At 62.2% G+C, this 15,404-nt stretch carries 17 protein-coding genes; 8 read left to right on the top strand and 9 right to left on the bottom strand.

The genetic code is table 11. The annotated features are described in order from the left end of the window. The 8 genes from NKJ75_RS24680 to NKJ75_RS24645 form a co-directional block, all read right to left on the bottom strand. Positions 1–807, bottom strand: coding sequence for a lanthanide ABC transporter permease protein PedC (locus tag NKJ75_RS24680; protein ID WP_023681112.1), 807 nt, complete (start codon positions 805–807; stop codon positions 1–3). Continuing rightward, positions 804–1,529, bottom strand: a complete 726-nt coding sequence (locus tag NKJ75_RS24675) for a lanthanide ABC transporter ATP-binding protein PedB/LutE (RefSeq protein WP_023824782.1) — start codon at positions 1,527–1,529, stop codon at positions 804–806. The genes NKJ75_RS24680 and NKJ75_RS24675 overlap by 4 nt, the downstream gene beginning before the upstream one ends. Further along, positions 1,526–2,488: a PQQ-dependent catabolism-associated beta-propeller protein gene (locus NKJ75_RS24670; RefSeq protein ID WP_023744477.1), complete on the bottom strand. Its 963-nt coding sequence runs from the start codon at positions 2,486–2,488 to the stop codon at positions 1,526–1,528. The genes NKJ75_RS24675 and NKJ75_RS24670 overlap by 4 nt, the downstream gene beginning before the upstream one ends. After that, entirely contained in the window at positions 2,476–3,651 is a 1,176-nt protein-coding gene (locus tag NKJ75_RS24665; protein ID WP_023833990.1) for a lanthanide ABC transporter ABC transporter substrate-binding protein PedA1, read from the bottom strand. The genes NKJ75_RS24670 and NKJ75_RS24665 overlap by 13 nt, the downstream gene beginning before the upstream one ends. Further along, complete coding sequence (locus NKJ75_RS24660; protein WP_031204093.1) at positions 3,648–4,319, bottom strand: ABC transporter ATP-binding protein; 672 nt, start codon at positions 4,317–4,319, stop codon at positions 3,648–3,650. Before NKJ75_RS24660 ends, NKJ75_RS24665 begins: the two co-directional genes overlap by 4 nt. Continuing rightward, positions 4,319–5,086, bottom strand: a complete 768-nt coding sequence (locus tag NKJ75_RS24655) for an ABC transporter permease (protein ID WP_023833991.1) — start codon at positions 5,084–5,086, stop codon at positions 4,319–4,321. Before NKJ75_RS24655 ends, NKJ75_RS24660 begins: the two co-directional genes overlap by 1 nt. A gap of 10 nt (positions 5,087–5,096) precedes the next feature. Next, positions 5,097–6,131 (bottom strand): ABC transporter substrate-binding protein, encoded by a 1,035-nt coding sequence (locus NKJ75_RS24650; protein ID WP_031204096.1) that lies wholly within the window; start codon positions 6,129–6,131, stop codon positions 5,097–5,099. A gap of 157 nt (positions 6,132–6,288) precedes the next feature. Then, positions 6,289–6,630: a DUF768 domain-containing protein gene (locus tag NKJ75_RS24645; RefSeq protein ID WP_023696361.1), complete on the bottom strand. Its 342-nt coding sequence runs from the start codon at positions 6,628–6,630 to the stop codon at positions 6,289–6,291. 188 nt (positions 6,631–6,818) lie between these two features. On the opposite strand from NKJ75_RS24645, the gene NKJ75_RS24640 reads away from it, so the two are divergent. The 4 genes from NKJ75_RS24640 (at position 6,819) to NKJ75_RS24625 (ending at position 10,146) form a co-directional block, all read left to right on the top strand. Next, positions 6,819–7,775 (top strand): NAD(P)/FAD-dependent oxidoreductase, encoded by a 957-nt coding sequence (locus NKJ75_RS24640; RefSeq protein WP_031201448.1) that lies wholly within the window; start codon positions 6,819–6,821, stop codon positions 7,773–7,775. Between the two features lie 165 nt (positions 7,776–7,940). Beyond that, positions 7,941–9,227 (top strand): SDR family oxidoreductase, encoded by a 1,287-nt coding sequence (locus NKJ75_RS24635; RefSeq protein ID WP_031204098.1) that lies wholly within the window; start codon positions 7,941–7,943, stop codon positions 9,225–9,227. Further along, positions 9,227–9,709: a DUF2269 family protein gene (locus NKJ75_RS24630; protein WP_023741841.1), complete on the top strand. Its 483-nt coding sequence runs from the start codon at positions 9,227–9,229 to the stop codon at positions 9,707–9,709. Before NKJ75_RS24635 ends, NKJ75_RS24630 begins: the two co-directional genes overlap by 1 nt. Positions 9,710–9,819: 110 nt before the next feature. After that, positions 9,820–10,146, top strand: coding sequence for a low affinity iron permease family protein (locus NKJ75_RS24625; protein WP_023681103.1), 327 nt, complete (start codon positions 9,820–9,822; stop codon positions 10,144–10,146). A 212-nt stretch (positions 10,147–10,358) separates the two neighbouring features. On the opposite strand, the gene NKJ75_RS24620 is transcribed toward NKJ75_RS24625, so the two are convergent. Continuing rightward, complete coding sequence (locus NKJ75_RS24620; protein WP_023667991.1) at positions 10,359–10,634, bottom strand: hypothetical protein; 276 nt, start codon at positions 10,632–10,634, stop codon at positions 10,359–10,361. A 217-nt stretch (positions 10,635–10,851) separates the two neighbouring features. On the opposite strand from NKJ75_RS24620, the gene NKJ75_RS24615 reads away from it, so the two are divergent. The 4 genes from NKJ75_RS24615 to NKJ75_RS24600 are packed head-to-tail and all read left to right on the top strand — an operon-like array spanning position 10,852 to position 15,402. After that, a complete protein-coding gene (locus NKJ75_RS24615; RefSeq protein ID WP_023833995.1) occupies positions 10,852–11,958 on the top strand; it encodes an NAD-dependent epimerase/dehydratase family protein in 1,107 nt (368 codons plus the stop codon). Continuing rightward, positions 11,955–13,028, top strand: coding sequence for a GDP-mannose 4,6-dehydratase (locus NKJ75_RS24610; RefSeq protein ID WP_023833996.1), 1,074 nt, complete (start codon positions 11,955–11,957; stop codon positions 13,026–13,028). The genes NKJ75_RS24615 and NKJ75_RS24610 overlap by 4 nt, the downstream gene beginning before the upstream one ends. Continuing rightward, a complete protein-coding gene (locus tag NKJ75_RS24605; RefSeq protein ID WP_023833997.1) occupies positions 13,025–14,317 on the top strand; it encodes a TIGR04295 family B12-binding domain-containing radical SAM protein in 1,293 nt (430 codons plus the stop codon). Before NKJ75_RS24610 ends, NKJ75_RS24605 begins: the two co-directional genes overlap by 4 nt. Continuing rightward, positions 14,302–15,402, top strand: a complete 1,101-nt coding sequence (locus tag NKJ75_RS24600; protein ID WP_023744470.1) for a glycosyltransferase family 4 protein — start codon at positions 14,302–14,304, stop codon at positions 15,400–15,402. Before NKJ75_RS24605 ends, NKJ75_RS24600 begins: the two co-directional genes overlap by 16 nt. The last annotated feature ends 2 nt before the right edge of the window (positions 15,403–15,404 follow it).

Here is a 15,404-nt window from a genome sequence, read left to right as displayed (position 1 = left end):
TCAGCCCTCGCCGCCGCGCCGGGACCACAAGCCGCGGCCGGGATCGTAGCCGATGACCGCCGCGAGGAAGAAGGCGATGAGGCAGCCAAGGACCACAATCGCCGCGACAGGATCGAACCGCAGATAGAGCGCGAAGCGTATCAGCTCGACCGCCGAGCTGAACGGGTTCCAGGCGGCGATTGTTGCCAGCACCGGTCCCGCCTCGGCAAGCCGCCACAGCGGATAGAGCGCCGTCGAGGCAAAGAACACCGGAAAGATGACGAAATTCATGACACCGGCAAAGTTCTCCATCTGTGTCGAAACCGAGGAGACAAGCAGGCCGAACGCGCCAAGCATCAGGCCCGCCAGCACGAGCGCCGGAAATACCGCGACGTAGCCGAGAACGGGCGGCCGCACATCCCAGAAACGCGCGATCAACAGAAACAAATAGACCAGCGGCACGCCGACGATCACGCTGGCCAGCAGGCGCGCCGCAAGCAGGTACCAGCGCGGCAATGGTGCGGTCAGCAACAAGCGCATGCTGCCCATCTCGCGATCGTAGACCATGGCCAGCGAACTCGCCATGGCATGGAAGAGCAGCATCATGGCCGCTAGCCCGGGCACCACATACACGTCATAGAGAACATAGGTCTGGTAGGGTGGCGTGATCGACAGACCGAGAACGGAGCGGAAGCCAGCGGCAAAGATTGCCAGCCAGACCAGCGGCCGTACCATCGCCGAGAGCAGCCGGCCGCGTTGCCGCAACGTGCGCAGCATCTCCCTGCGCAGGATGCCGTTGAGCGCGCGCACCGCGTGAGACGTTTTCATTCGGACTCCGTCAGCGACGCGAAGGCCTCGCCCGTGCTCGCTACACCGAGATCGGTAGCCAGGCGATCGGCGCGGCCGGCCCACCGCATGGTGCCTCGATGCAGCACCACCACATCGTCATCCGCCGTTAGTTCTTCCAGAAAATGTGTTGCCCACAGAACGGCAATGCCGCGCTGGCGGCAAAGCTCCCGCACGTGCCGCTCGAGCGCGCGGCGGCCCGGCACGTCGAGCCCGGTGGTCGGCTCATCCAGCAGCAAAAGGCGTGGGCTATGCATCAGAGCACGTGCGATCTCGACACGGCGACGCTGCCCCCCGGAAAGCGCTCGGGCAGGATCGTCGATCCTGTCCAGCACGTCCAGCCGGCCGAGTTCGTGGATGGAGCGCTCCTTGCTCAAGGCCTGGCTAAGCCCATGCAAGGCCGCGTGGTAACGCAGGTTCTCGCCGGCCGTCAGATCGAGGTCGAGGGTCGGCAACTGGAAGACGACGCCCATCTGCGCCAACGCGGCGGACGGGTTGACATCCATCGCCTGGTCGAAGACATGCACCGAGCCGGAGCGGGCGTGATAAAGACCGGTGATCAGCGAGAACAACGTCGTCTTGCCGGCGCCATTGCGGCCTAGCAAGATGCACATCCTGCCTTGGGCCACAGAGAAAGAGACGCCGTCGAGAACCCGCCGGTTTCCGAAGCTATGGCCCAGATTCTCGACCGACAAGGCGTTCATGGCCCGATCACGACGCCCCACGGCCCCCGCCCCACCGGCAGCGATTTCACCACCTCCTGGTTTTCGAGATCGATAAACGAAATATCGCCGGAATTCCCGTTTGCGCTGACCAGGCGCTTCTCGTCGCCGGAGAGCGCAACGTGCCAGGGTCGTTGACCAACAAGGTAGAGCCGACGGACCGCCAGCGTTTTCACATCGAGTTCCGCAATCCTGTTGGCGGGGCCGAGCGCCACATAGACGGTCGTGCCATCGCGGGACGTCGCCATGCCGACCGCCTGCACACCCTCGCGTCGTATACCCGGCACCTCGAACTCGACTTTGCCGGTCTGCGCGCGCGTTGCCGTGTCGAAGACGGTGACGGTGCCCCGGATCTCCGAGGACACCCAGAATTGCTTACCGTCCGGCGAGAATAAAGCCGCGCGCGGCCGGGTATCGACCAGCAGATTGTCGACGAGTTCAAGCGTGCCTGCGTCGATCAGATGCACCATGCTGGTGGTCTCCGAAGTGCAGGCGACATAGCGGCCGTCGGCGCTGGCCGCCATTCCTTCCGGTTCGACGCCGACATCCACGGTGCCGATGACCTTGGCCGCGGCGATGTCCACCACCGACACCAGATTGTCATTCTCGTTGGCGACGAACAGCCGCTTGCCATCGGGATGGACTGCGAAGAATTCCGGATCGGCTCCCGAAGGCAGTTCCCCGACGACCCGCCGCTTCGCGACGTCGACCACGTCGATGCGGTTGTCGTCGCCTTCCGCGACGAAAAGCATCTTGTTGTCGATCGACAGCGCCAGCCCGCGCGGACGGCGGCCGACATCGATCGTCGCCAGCAAAGTCATTGTCACGCCGTCGACGACCGCGACGGTATTATCCTGCTCATTGGAAACGTAGATGGTCTCGGCGGCGGCGGGAGCAGCAAGAGCGAACGCCGCCAACAACAGCGTCATCAGAACTTGCATGTGCTCTCCTCCAGGTCGATGCCCAGCGTGTCGAGCGGCGTGCGCTGATGCAGGAAGCCCGGTTGCGGTGAGCTGGAAATCAAGAGGCGAGGCCCGGCGATCAAAATGGGCTGGCGCATCTGTCCGTCCCAGGGACGGAAACTAAGCCCCTGCCCCTTGAAGCCAGCGAGAAGAAACGCGTCGCCGCGTATATATCTGCCGATTGCCGCGGGATCGAGACTGTGCAGGCGCGTCGCCGCTTCGCCGGTACTGCGCACAGCGAGCCAGGCCGCGTAGTCGCTGGGCAACATCCAGCGCCCTGCCTGCCTGTGGAAACGGTCCTGCAATTGCGTGGCGCCCCATTCCTCGCTGACAGCGCTCCAGCCTGTGGTGACCAGCCCTTGCGTGCCGGCGACGATTCTCGGCAGCGCAGTGCGGCCCTCCAGATAGGCGCCGAATTCATCCGCCTCGTCGGCGACCACGAGCACATCATAGTCGCTGACCTGCGTGACCGCGGGTATTTCGGTCTGCAGCGTGACATGCCCTGTATCGGCACGTCCGTTGGCGGGCCTGAATGTCCACGGCTGGTCGATCGTGATCTCGGCTCCGAAGCGAGCCGCCGCCCGTCGAAAGGCCGCCGCCATCGCCTGATCCTGCGAATGCGGCCCCACAAGCAGGAACCAACGCTGCCAGCGCTTCCAGGCGAGATATTGCGCCAGCCCGTCGGCGAGCATGGCGCGGCTCGGGATCGTGTGCAGCACGTTCCGACGGCAGTCCTGCTGGCGAAGCTCGTCGTCCGGCGCCCGGCTGTTGAACAACGTCATCTGCTCGGCACCGGGCGCGGCACTGGCCTGTAGAAGCTGACGGGCGTCGAGATCGGCGATGACAAAGGCGATGCCGGCATCGGCGAATTGTCTTACCGCGTCGTCCGGCGTTTCGGTTGGTTTCAATATCCTTTCCTCCAGCCGAAATTTCTGCCCAAGAAACCGGCCGGTGCTTTCGTCGTCGGCAATGCCGAGCCGTGCGCCTTGCAGGCCGTCGTCGGTGACGGTTTCATCAAGGGGTCCAAGGGGCAGAGCCGGTTTGCGCTCCTGGCCGATATACCCGATCACCATCGTCTGTTGCTCGGTGACGCCAGGGCCGGTGATCAGCAAAAGAAAGAGAAGGCCCAGCAACAGTCTCATTGTGTCGCCCCCAGCCCAAAGCGCGACGATCCCGCTTCATCGCCACGAGAGATTGCGACATCGCGCACGATGCGCGCCGGCGATCCCTCCAGAACAATAACCCGATCCCCCAGCGACGAGGCATAGGCGAGATCATGCGTAACCAGCAGCGTGGTAGTCCGCCGACTGGCGAAACAATCCTGCAGCAGGCGGCGCATGGCTTGCGCGGTCGCCTCGTCGAGTGAAGCGAATGGCTCGTCGAGGAGCAGGAGCGCAGGCTCCACGGCGAGCGCCCGGGCAAGCGCTACGCGCCGCGCCATACCGCCCGAGAGTCGCTGCGGATAGCTCTTCTCATTGCCTTTCAGGCCGACAGCGGCAAGCCACCGGGCCGCATCGGGCGCGCGATCCGGGATGGCCAGCTCTACATTGCGCAAGGCGGTGAGCCAGGGCAGCAGCCTCGGTGTCTGGAACAGCATGCCTATCGGAAGCGGTCGTCCGCTCACGCTGCCGCGAAATTCGCGGTCGACGCCCGAAACGATCGACAGCAGCGTCGACTTGCCGACACCGGAAGGGCCGGTCAGGACGCAGACCTGTCCGTCGGCTATATCAAGCGACAGCGCGCGAAAGATCGTCCGGCGCTGGCCGTCGTCACCGGGGAAAGTCTTGTCCTCGATCCTGATCCTCAGCATCAGCGTCGCCAGGCGAACAGACGACGTTCCAACGGCACAAGCAGTCCATACTCTATGGCAAGCATCACAACGCCGAAGCTGATCGCATAGGCAAGGATGTGGGTGACGTCGAAGTTCTGAAAATAGACCTGTAGCTGGAACCCGACGCCGTTGGAGCGGCCGAGCAGTTCGGCGAGCAACACGATCTTCCACGTCAATGCCAGCCCGCTGCGCAGGGTGACGAGAAAGAACGGCGCCAATTGCGGCAGCACGACATGCCGCAGCTTTGCAGCACGCCCGAAGCGATAGAGCTCAGCCATTTCGGCAAAGTCCTTGTCCAGCCGGCTGGCGCCTTCACGAATAGTCACCACGACATTGGGGATCTTGTTGAGCGCGACCGCAAGGACAAGCGCAGTCTCGGCAAGACCAAGCCAGATATAAATTAGAATGACCGTGATCAGCGCCGGCATGTTGAGGAGTAACACGATCCAAGGCCTCATCCATATGTCGGCTCTGTGCGAGCGGCCTGCCGCGTAGCCAAGGGCCGCGCCAATGACGATTGCCGACCCGAGGCTTGCCACGACGCGCGCAAGCGAGATGCCCAAATGGTATGGCAGCTCGCCCCGAACCACTTCGTGCAGGAGAACCGAAACAACCTGGACCGGACCAGGAAACAGGCGATCGGCGGCGATCGATGATGCAATCTGCCAGACGAGCACCATGGTCAGCAATGCCGCAGTGGATTGCGAACGCTGCATTGTGATGGGGAACGCTGGGACATCGGTCATTGGCGCGAGCTCAAGCCGGTATGGCCCGGAAGACACCAGGATCGAGGCTCGTCGCCTTGCCGACCAGATCCTCGCCGCCCAATTCGGCCAGGATTGCAAACAACCGGGCCGCGCCATCACGTTCGTCTTTGCCGAACCGACGAGGGATTCCGGCTCGATAGGCGGCGCGTAACGCCGCCTGTAGGTGAGGATCGTCCGTGCCCAATTGGGGCGCGAGCACCCGCCATTCGTCGTCCGAAGACTCGAGCAGCGACTTCGCTGCCGCGGTCGCGCTCGTGAATCGCGCGAGGGCTATCGGGTTGGCCCGCGCCCAGCTTTCATGGAAGACGTAGCCGAGCATCGGCAAGTCCACGGATACGCCAAGCCCCTGCAGGATTTGCGCGACACTGAGCAGAGGCCTTGCCCCCTCTGACTCGAGACGGGCGGCGAAATTCCAGAACGTCAGCAGTGCATCCAGTCGCCCCGCCAGAAATTCCTGCTCCAACAAAGGCGGCGCGCCGAACACTGGCTCCACCTCTTCAGCAAGATCGCGCTTCACCTGACGGAGGCCGAGCGCGCGCAACAGGATCCAGCTTTTGTCCAGCGGACCACCTGCGATCCCCAGCCTTTTGCCCTTGAGGTCCGCAAGAGTTCGAATGGGCGAGCCTTGCGGCAGTTCCAGCGCGCCGACGGCACGAGAATAGGGATAGAAGACCAGATCAGCGCCTTCGCTGCGCTGGCGCATGACCCACACCCAGTCCGAAACGATGACGTCGACGCTGCCCGCCAGCAATGCGGTCTTACCGGCTTCGGTACCGGCAAGCCGCTGAGCCTCGATTGATACGCCGTGCATAGTGTCCAACGCATGTCGCCGCATGACGTCAACTTCCCAGGCGGCGGTGCCAAATCCCAGCACGCCAAATCGCACGAGCGGCGATGGCTGTGGCGCGGCTTCTGCGGAAGCACCCAATAGCCAGCAACAAATACCCGCAAGAGCGGCCCGCCGCGAGATGTGACCCTGATCATGCCGGGTCAGCCATTCGCCTGGAAGGGTAGCAGTCAGCACGGGCGCACCGGGTGTGAAGGAACTTTCCTAACGCCGTGGCGGCAGGAATGTTCCTCAATGGTGCATGGAACTAACGGGAAAGCACCTAAGGTCCGTTTTTCAGCTCGTATGGCAGCCCGGGGGGCTTGTTCAGGCGAACAGAAGAAGGTGTCAGGGGCTACGGTCCGCTCTTGGCATCATCGACCTCCAACGCGTCCATTACAGGTGCCGGATCGCTCTTTTCGGAGCTCGGGCTCTGCACCCCGGACCCGGCGTTCTCGATCGCTTGCACGATAGCATCTTCGATGTTTCCGAGTTCGTCCTCCCTTACTTCACGCCCATAACCAGCCACCTCGGCATCCTGCTCGAATTGCTGAGCGAGCACCGCGACGCTGACTTCCTCTCGACCAGGAAGTGTGCCGACATTCTCCTGTAGCCAGTTTTGAAAAAACTCTCTGGTCGCGCTCATCTCAGACCACCCTTTCGCCAAACTAAGCGCGACGGTGAGCCGAAGTTCCATGATGCGTTCACTTTCCCAGTGGTGCTGTACTCACAGCGTTGGGAGCCACGAGGTTTTTGCAGGCTTGATGAGGCAGTGGCCTTTCTCTTCACGACTCGATTGGAGTTCACTCTTATTGTGCAGTGTGCATCCTGATTGCGTCCATTTCGACCCTGTGGAACAAGCTCGTTGAGTTGAAGTTAGGCCCGATGCCAAGCTTTTCGGGCGAACCAAGCTTTTCGGGCGCACAAGTTTTTGACGTTGCCATCGTCGGCGGCGGCCCCGCGGGGCTCGCTGCAGCCATGTATTTAGCCAGGTTTCTGCGTTCGGTGATCTCGCTCGACGCGGGGCATGCGCGTGCCAAGCTCATCCCAAAATCCCGCAACTGTCCCGGCTTCCCCGACGGCATCAGCGGGGAAGAACTGCTCGGCCGCCTACGAGCCCAGGCACAGCTATACGGCGCGAGCCTTGTCCATGGTTGCGTAGGCCACGCCGAAAAACGCGAGGTTTTTTTTGTCCTGACGACCACCTGCGGGATTGTCCAAGCAAGGCGCGTGATTCTGGCAACGGGCATTGTGGACAAGGCACCTCCCATTGAAAGACTGGAGGAGGCGATCGCAACCGGCATTGTCAGACTGTGCCCGGTTTGCGATGCATATGAGGCCCGGGGTAGCCGCATCGGCGTTGTTGGTCCGGAGCATCTCGCCGTCAGGGAGGCTCTGTTCCTGAAGGGATATGGCAGTCAGGTCGCCTTGCTCGCCAATAACCAGGATGATGTTTCCGAAGCTGCCCGCGGCGCCGCCTTGGCAGGCGGAGTTGAAATCTGGGACGCTGTCGATGACCTGATCCCTCGACGAACCGGGTTCGATGTCGTCATGGCCGAGGGCGCCCCGATGCGCAACATCGATGTGGTGTACCCTTCGATGGGCAGCGACGTACGCTCCGAACTCGCGGTTGCTCTGGGGGCTAACTGTGACGCAGAAGGCTATGTCCTGGTCAACCGACACCTTGAGACTTCAACGCCAGGACTCTATGCCATTGGCGACGTGGCCGAGGGGCTCAATCAAATTGCTGTTGCGTTCGGAGACGCCGCCAAGGCTGCAACTCACATTCATAACGACCTCCGCGATTGCGCCGAGCCGGCGACGAACTTCCGGCGAAGTTGACCTGCAGATGCGAACGCACCGTACCGGCTCACCTTTGGCTGCGTTGATGCCCGGAACCTGTTCCACCCGGCGTGAGACTACCGGCTTCGGCTTTGCTAGAGTTCTCCCAGGCGCAGCCGCTGGGTTGATGGACGGGCACGCGCTGGCGAACGGCTGGAGGAAGGAATGAAAATTCTCGTCACCGGCGCGTCAGGTCTGATTGGAGCCGCGCTTTGCGCGCGCCTGGCCGGCGAGAGTCATGAAGTGGTCCGCGTGCTTCACCACGCAGACACTGGCGTCCACCCGGAGATCCAAACCGTTTCCCTGGATATGGCGCGGGCCTTGCGACCTCAGGACTGGACCCCCTATCTCGCCGGTGTGGACGCCGTCGTAAACTGTGCCGGCGTCCTGCAGGATAGTGCCCGGGAAAACACCCGGCATGTCCATTCTACCGGCGCCTCGGCTCTCTTCACCGCGTGTGAGCACGCAGGTGTGAATAAGGTGATCCACTTTTCTGCCATCGGGGTCGATCGCCAGCAGCCGTCCGCCTTTTCCGCCAGCAAGCTCGCCGGCGATGAGGCACTGATGGCACGTAGCCTTGACTGGGTCATCCTGCGCCCCTCCGTAGTACTGGGAAGGCCGGCCTTCGGCGCAAGTGCACTTTTTCGCGGCCTCGCGGCGTTGCCGCTCTTGCCGTTGATGCCCGACACGGGCCGTCTCCAAGTCGTCCAACTCGATGACGTGATCTCCACCGTCCTGTTCTTCCTCAAACCCGGCAGCCCATCGCACCTCACGCTGGACCTGGCTGGGCCCGAGGCACTTTCGATGAGCGAGGTCGTGGGTCGCTATCGCCGCTGGTTCGGATGGAGCAGTGCTCGGGAGTTCATCTTGCCCAATTGGGCCGCAGCTATTTTGTACAGGTTCGGGGATGCCGCGGCTCAGCTGGGCTGGCGCCCGCCGATGCGCAGCAATGCAGCAAAAGAGATTGCCCGTGGCGCTGTCGGCGATCCCCAACCCTGGATGACGGCGACCGGCATTCAACCATCAAGTCTTACATCTGCACTGCGTTTAAATCCTGCGGCGGTGCAGGAGCGATGGTTCGCCGGTCTTTACTTCGTCAAGCCGGCGCTCTTTGTCATCTTGCCGCTCTTCTGGATCATGACGGGCATCATTTCCCTCACTGCCGGCTGGCGCAGCGGAGTTGATTTGCTGATTGGCACTGCTGCCGGCCCCTTGGCCGAACCGGCGGTAGTCGCCGGCGCGCTGGCTGACATCGCCGTCGGGGCGCTTATCGCCTGGCGCCCAACCAGCCGGCTTGGTCTTTTCGGCGCAATCGCGGTATCGCTTTTCTATGCGATCGCTGGGAGCATTCTGCGGCCGGATCTTTGGCTTGAGCCACTCGGGCCGTTGATCAAAATCCTCCCGATCCTCGTTCTGCATTTTGCAGCGCTGGCCATTCTGGAGGAACGCTGATGACGTACTTCGTGCTTAAATACCTGCACGTGATCGGCGCTGCTGTGCTGCTCGGAACTGGTGCCGGCATTGCTTTTTTCATGCTTTTGGCACACCGGACCGGGAATGCCGCGACGATCGCAGCCGTCGCCCGCATTGTCGTGCTGGCTGATTTCCTGTTCACGGCTACGGCCGTTATCGCACAACCTCTGACCGGACTGGGCCTCGCTAGGGTTGCGGGGTATTCGCTGTCCGAAGGATGGATCGTTCTCTCGATCCTGCTCTACATCTTGACGGGCCTGTTCTGGCTGCCTGTCGTGTGGATGCAGATCGAGATGCGAAATCTAGCCACACAGGCCGCACTCTCCAACCAACCTCCTCCCGAGCGCTACCATCAGCTGTTCAGACGCTGGTTTGTCTTCGGCTTCCCAGCTTTCGGCGCCGTGCTCGCCATTTTCTGGCTGATGATTGCGCGCCCGGCAATCGAGTGGTCATCGTTGTAGCTGCGATCGGCAAGCACTGCGCCGTGAATTCATCCGTCGCGCCTAGCTGGTTCGTGCCGGCGCGATGCACTGCGGTCGGGAACCACGGTCACTGCCGCGAGTTCTTTCGCATGGCCAATCATCCCGTCACCGGCGTGCTTACCTCAATCGGCACATTAACCTCCCGCCCCGCGGCATTCCTGATCCTGTTGGTCTACGCAATCCTTTGGATGATCTTCGAGCGACAGACCCTGGACTGGCATGGAGCGGCTACCTTGTTTACGTGGGCCATGACGCTGTTCATCCAGCGTGCCGAGCACCGCGACACTCAGGCCATTCACGCCAAACTGGATGAGATCCTGCGATCAGACCACAATGCCTCGAACATCACGCGGATCGACGATGAAGAGCCCGAGGAAATCGAAAAACACCGCCACCGCAGGCAGCAGGACGACTGATGAGCGGCGTTTTGGTTTCACGGCAGGACGAGTAGCGGGTTTCCAGCTTTTGACGCCTATCCAGCCTCGCCGCCTCCTGCGCTCAGGCCCAGGCCTTCGATCCTTGCTGCGGCTGTGGTTCAGCGACCGAAGGATCGGAGCCTCTATTGTTCCACCGCATCCAGAAATTGGCCCGAGAACCAGGTCGGGCAAATCGGCCGGCTCGAAATGTGTCATTCGCCTTTCTGGTTGCGCTCGACGAACTTGTTGAAACGGCTGGTTTGTCCGTCACCAGTCTTGGACTGGTAAAGAAAGGCCAGATCGTTCTCGTCGAATATGCGGAAGAACTCGTCCCATTCGACCGGCTCGAATGCTTCCTCGGGTTTGCCGAAGTCGATCCGCAGGATGCCGCCCGCCCCTTTGGTGCGAACCACTGCCGGCCGTCCATCCCGCTCCTCGGCCCATTTGCGGATTTCGTCGTGATTGGTGGTCGTTTGCGACTGGGACATTGAAATCTCCTTTGATCATCGGCGTTGCCAACATCGGGCATCGTCGGGGCTGCCGGCGTCCTAACAGCACAAGGGCGGCAATGTTCCGGCACGGCGCGGCGAGCGCGATGTGGCTGCTTCCGAACGAAGCCGGCCAAAGGAACTTTGTTGAAGCCAAGGGAACAAACCTTTTGCCGAAAAGTTCGGGTCGCCAAGATTACCTGTCTGAGGAGTGGTCGTGAAACGGATATTGGTTACAGGGGGCTGCGGCTTCATTGGCCGGCATGTCGCCCAGGAACTCATCGAGCAGGATTATTCGGTTCGCATTTTGGATGTGCTGCTGGAGCAGGTGCACGCAGGCGAAACAGTCGCCCTTCCCGCCGGGGCCGAGCTGATCAAGGGCGACATTCGGGACCGGGAGGCGGTCGCCAAGGCGCTGGAAGGCATTGACGCGGTCATTCATCTGGCCGCGGAAGTCGGCGTCGGACAGTCGATGTACGAGATCGCGCGCTATGTCGGCACCAACGATCTCGGCACCGCGACGCTGCTCGAGGCGCTGATCAAACACCCGGTCGAGCGCATTGTCGTCGCCTCATCGATGAGTGTCTATGGCGAGGGCCTCTATGCTACATCGGACGGCCGGCGCATCGACAATGCCCGGCGCAAGGCGAGCGACATCAAAAACGGGCAATGGAATCCGCTGTCGCCGGAAGGCGAGCCCCTCTCCCCCCTGCCGACGGACGAGGAAAAGCCGGTCGATCTCGCCTCTATTTATGCACTGACGAAATACGCCCAGGAACGCGCCGTGCTGATCTTCGGCGAAGCCTATGGCATCGATGCGGTCGCGCTGCGCCTGTTCAACGTCTTCGGCGCCGGCCAGGCGTTATCGAACCCCTATACCGGCGTGTTGGCCAATTTTGCTTCGCGTCTCGCCAACGGCCAACGTCCAATGATCTTCGAGGATGGCGAACAGAAACGCGATTTCGTCCATGTGGATGACGTCGCCCGCGCCTTTCGTCTTGCGCTGCAGCAACGCCAGGCAAGGGGTCACGTCATCAACATCGGCAGCGGCCGAGCCTATGCCATCAGCGACGTCGCGCGGGTACTTGCCGAGGCCATGGGAACGCCGGACCGCTCGCCAGAGTTGCTCGGCAAGGCGCGCTCCGGGGATATCCGCAACTGCTTCGCCGATATTTCCAAGGCCCGTGAGCTGCTCGGTTTCGAGCCGAGGCAACAACTGGAGAATTCCCTCGCCGATTTCGTTTCCTGGGTGCGCAACTCGTCCGCCATCGACCGCGGCGCCGACATGAAACGCGAGCTTGAAGAACGTGGGCTGGTGTCATGAATACGCGCAATCGACGCGACGCGCCCGTCGCCATTGTCGGCGGCAGCGGCTTCATAGGATCGAACCTGGCCGACAGCCTGTTGTCGGATGGCGAGCCGGTGCTGGTGATCGACAATCTCAGCCGCCCCGGCGTCGAACAGAACCTTGAATGGCTGGTGCAGAAACACGGAAGCCGCCTCATGGTCGAAACGATTGACGTGCGCGACGCCAACGCGCTTGCGCCCGTTCTGAAGAGTTCCAAGGCGATCTTCCACCTGGCCGCGCAAACCGCCGTCACAACGAGCCTGGTCCAACCGGACGAGGATTTCGACATCAACCTTCGAGGAACGTTCAATGTCCTCGAGGCGGCGCGGCTGAGCAGTGAGTTTGTTCCGGTGGTCTTCGCCAGCACCAACAAGGTCTATGGCAGCCTGCCCGACGTCGCGGTGCGCGAGGACGGCGATCGTTACCTGCCTTGCGACGGCATCATCCAAGCGAATGGCATCGACGAGACCCACGGCCTGGATTTCTGCACGCCCTATGGCTGCTCCAAAGGCGCGGCGGACCAATATGTGCTCGACTATGCCAAATCCTACGGCATGCCCACGGCGGTGCTGCGGATGAGCTGCATCTACGGGCCGCGCCAGTTCGGAACCGAGGATCAAGGCTGGGTCGCGCACTTCCTGCTGAGTGCGCTGACGGGACGTCCAATCACCATTTACGGCGACGGCAGACAAGTGCGCGATATACTGCATGTCTCCGATGCGGTCGCCGCCTACAGGGCCACGCTCGATCGTATCGAGACGACCAAAGGCCAGGCATTCAATCTTGGCGGCGGCCCCGATAATGCGATCAGCCTGCGCATGCTGTTGAGCGAGATCCGTAGCTTGACCGGCCGTGAGCTTTCGATCCGCCATGATGACGAACGCACCGGCGATCAGCCCTTCTTCGTCGCCGACACCCGCAAGATCAAAGCGATGCTTGGCTGGAAAGCTCGTGTTTCATGGCGCGAAGGCATTCGCGATCTCGCAGACTGGCTGCAACAACACCGGCTCCAGCCTCGCCCCGAAGTCGTGAGGTACGTCGCATGAAAATCGCCCTGGTAAACCCGTTCTGGACCTATGACGACAGCATCTATTTCGGCTGCCGCCAACCACATCTCCCGCTGGAACTCGGCTATTCGAAATCCCTCCTCGAAACAGCCGGCCATGAGGTGTTGATGCTGGATGGGCAATTGCAGAAGCTCGACAACTCGGACCTCTCCGAGCGTGTGGCTGATTTCGCGCCTGCAATGACGGTCGTCACTACCGCCCCGACTTATCTGTTCTGGCGCTGCGCACCACCCGAGTTGCGCGTGCCGGCCGATTTCCTCAACCGTCTCGCCGGGCGCGGTGGACGCACAGTCGCGGTCGGGCCGCATGGCTCGGCTACGCCCGCGCCAACCTTGCGCAAGCTTGGCGTCGACATTGTTGTGCGCGGCGAATGCGAGGAAATCGTCGCGGAACTTGCCCGGCGCGACGACTGGAGCGCGGTCCCCTCGACCGCTTACCTGCGCGACGCCAAGGTGGTTTTGAACGGCGGCGTCCACGCCAGCTCGTTTGTCGATCATCCGCCACTCCAATGGCCATCAGACTGGATCGCAGCCCATTCGCATCACCATCACAGGTTCGATGACAAGCAGGTTGGGTTCGGCGCGGAGGTCGAAGCATCGCGCGGCTGCCCCTACAATTGCAGCTTCTGCGCCAAGATCGATTTCCGCGATGCCTATCGCCGCCGCAACCACGAGGCGGTCATAGCGGAAATCGATCGGCTGATTGCCCAGGGCGTCGGCTACATTTATTTCATCGATGAAATCTTCCTGCCGCAAAAAGCGCTGTTGGAAGCGTTGATCCATCGCGACGTGAAGTTCGGTGTGCAGACCCGCATCGACCTTTGGAAGCCCGAGCTGCTGGAATTGCTTGGTGCGGCCGGCTGCGTCTCCATCGAGGCCGGTCTCGAAAGCCTGACCGTGGAAGGTCGTGCGATGCTCGCGAAGCGCTGCCGGCTGGGTACCGAGGAACTCGCCGCGCTGCTCGTCAATGCCAGGCGTCACGTTCCATTCGTACAGGCCAATCTGATCGGCGTCGTCGAGGATGACCCTGCCCTCGTCGATTACTGGCGAACGCACCTCATCGACAACGGCGTATGGGCCAATGAACCCGTACCGCTTTATCCATATCCGAGTTCGCCAAGCTATCGCGAGCTTTGGGGCGAACCCGATGACCTCGCCTGGGAGCGCGCCCATGATCACTATCTCGCATCATTCCAGAAGTTCAGCGATATCCAGGAAAGGCGCCCGCGTCCGCTGGCGGAACTGGAGGCGACATGTTGCGGACACTGACGCCGCGCTCGCGGCGCATCCTGATGACGGTCGATGCCGTGGGCGGCGTGTGGCGCTATGCGCTCGACCTGGCCAGGGAACTTGTCAACGGCGGCGATAGCGTAGTGCTTGCCGGTCTCGGTCCGCCACCGTCCAGGCACCAGGCCGACGAGGCGGAGGCTTTCGCGAAGCTGATCTGGCTGAACACGCCGCCGGATTGGATGACCCGCAACGGCGGTGATCTCGACGCGCTGCCGCGGGAGTTGCATGCGCCCATGCGCGACCACGCCATCGACCTTGTCCATTTCAACGCGCCTTCGCAGGCGGCGGGATTCGACGCGCCATGCCCGGTCGTGGTGGTCTCCCATTCCTGCGTGACGACCTGGTTCCATGCGGTCAGAGGACAGGCGGCGGATGGGGCATGGGCCTGGCAGAAGGAGCGCAACAGACGCGGCATGGATCGGGCCGACGCGGTCATCGCGCCGAGCCGCAGCCATGCCGACATGCTAGAGACCTGCTACGGCCCGATCGCGCGCTTGAGTGTGGTCACAAATGGTGCCCGTCCTCTGCCGAAGGCCGAAAAGCATCAACCGCTCGTCTTCGCCGCTGCCCGCTGGTGGGACGAGGGCAAAAATGCGGCGGTGGTCGATCAGGCGGCGTCCCTGACGCGATGGCCTCTGTTTGCCGCCGGTTCGACGAACGGCCCAAACGGCGAGCATGTCAGCTTCAGCCATGCTGTTCCTCTGGGAGCAGTGCCGTCCGATGAGGTGCGTTCGTTGATGGCTCGCGCGGGTATTTTCGTATCGCCATCGCTCTACGAGCCATTCGGCCTGGCCGCGCTGGAAGCCGCCATGTCGGCTACGCCCCTGGTGCTTTCCGATATCGCCACCTATCGCGAACTATGGGACGGGGCCGCGATATTCTTTGACGCGCGCGATCCGCACGATCTCGCTGCCTGCCTCAACCGTCTCTCCAGCGATGCCGAGCTCCGGCGAGAGCTTGGCCAGGCAGCCATCCGACGCAGCCGCAGGTTTAGGCTGACAAAGCAGACAGCGGCTATGCGCGGCGTCTACGACAAAGCGGCCTTAGCGATGGCGGAGCGCTGATC

Source organism: Mesorhizobium sp. M0058 (assembly GCF_040323095.1).
Classification (GTDB): Bacteria; Pseudomonadota; Alphaproteobacteria; order Rhizobiales; family Rhizobiaceae; genus Mesorhizobium.
Note: the sequence above shows the minus strand (reverse complement) of the source record. Positions and strands in the feature narration are given on the sequence as shown.